Here is a 1,883-nt window from a genome sequence, read left to right as displayed (position 1 = left end):
AACCGGGAGAAGTAGCCAGCCGCTTGCTGGAACATGCCTCTGTGCGGGAGGCTGTGGTGATTTCCCGGCAAAACCGGTCAGGGGAACCTGAATTATGTGCCTATTTTGTCGCGTCAGGTCCGTATACTGTTGATGAGCTGCGTCAATTCATGAGTGAAAAATTGCCCGATTATATGATCCCGGTCCACTTTGTCGAGCTGGGAAAACTGCCTTTGACAGCCAATGGAAAAGTTGACAAAAAGGCGTTACCGGCTCCAGCGAATGTTGGCACAAGGGAAAAACGCCATACTTTGCCTGCCAATCCGACTGAAGAAAAATTGGCAGCAATCTGGAAAGAGGTGCTGGGACAGGATCAGATTGGAACAGATGAAAGCTTTTTTGATCGAGGGGGTAATTCCCTTAAGGGAATGATTCTTTCTTCCAAAATACACAAGTACATGCACGTTGATCTGCCATTAAGGGAGATTTTTGCCTGTCCGACCATTCGTCAACAGGCTGCCTGGATTCAGCAGAAAGACGAAAGGCAATATGAACAGATTCCCGTGGCACCCAAACAAGAATATTATCCGGTGTCTTCCGCCCAAAAACGGCTTTATGTCGTCGGACAGCTTGAAGGAACGGGTACGAGCTATAATATGCCTTATGTCTTTCACATCCACGGAGATTTATCTGTTCCGTCCCTGGAAAAAGCTCTGCAGGCCTTGGTTGAGCGGCATGAATCTTTGCGAACTTCGTTCCATTTGATTGACGGGGAATTGAAGCAAAAAATTCATTCTGAAGCAGAGCTTTACCTTGAGCGCTATCACACCCGGAACCGTTTGGAAGTCAACCGATTGATCGAGCAGTTTATTCGTCCGTTCGATCTGGAACAAGCCCCGCTGATCCGGGCCGGCCTGATTGAAGACAGTGAAAACCGGGAATATGTCCTGCTGATTGATCTGCACCACATCATTTCTGATGGCGTGTCGATGAATCTGTTGTTCCAGGATTTGATGAAGTTGATCAAGGGAGAAGATCTTCCGTCCCTTGCCTTGCAATACAAGGATTACGCGGTCTGGCAGCAAAGTGAAAGAGAAACGGATTTGTGGAAACAGCACGAACAGTTTTGGACAGATGAATTGTCGGGTGAACTGCCTGTACTGGATTTGCCGACCGATTATTCGCGTCCCGCTGTGCAACAGTTTGACGGGGAACATATTCCGTTTGAAATCGATCCCGGTCTGACCAGACAATTGAAAAAGCTGGTTGAAGAGCAAAATGTCACACTGTACATGGTATTGCTGGCAGCCTACAATGTTCTGCTGGCAAAATATACAGGGAAAGAAGATATTATTGTTGGCTCTCCGATAGCAGGCAGATCACATGTGGATCTTCAATCTGTGGTAGGCATGTTTGCCAATACCCTGGCTGTCCGAAATCGTCCGCAACCCGAATTGCTGTTTACTGACTTCCTCAAACAGGTGAAAGAACGCGTCCTGAGTATGTATGAACATCAGGATTATCCGTTTGAAGAACTGGTGAAGAAACTGGATACCGGACGGGATTTGAGCCGCAACCCGCTCTTTGACACCATGTTTGCCATGCAAAACATAGAGTTGCCGGCTTTTGAACTTCCAGGCCTGAAAATTCGCCAGGGAGAGTTTTCATGGAAAAAAGCCAAGTTTGACATGAGCTGGATGATGGCCGAACAAGAATCAAAAGAATCCTTGAACGGAGTCGTGGAATACAGTACACACCTGTTCAGGCCCGGGACCGTACAGAGGATGATTCACCACTTTATTCATATTTTGCGGCAGATCGTACACCAGCCCAATATCAGATTGCGGGAAATGGAACTGGCTACCCCGGAAGAAAAGCAGAAGCTGTTGCAAACATTTAAAGGA

General features: G+C 47.3%; 1 protein-coding gene. It reads left to right on the top strand.

The window, feature by feature from the left end; translation table 11 throughout:
* Window positions 1–1,883: condensation domain-containing protein (locus H2C83_RS14130; protein ID WP_281364177.1), on the top strand; the 1,883-nt coding region annotated here is incomplete at both ends.

It is taken from the genome of Thermoactinomyces mirandus, assembly GCF_013868055.1.
Classification (GTDB): domain Bacteria; phylum Bacillota; class Bacilli; order Thermoactinomycetales; family Thermoactinomycetaceae; genus Thermoactinomyces; species Thermoactinomyces mirandus.
This window is presented reverse-complemented; position numbering and strand designations above follow the sequence as displayed.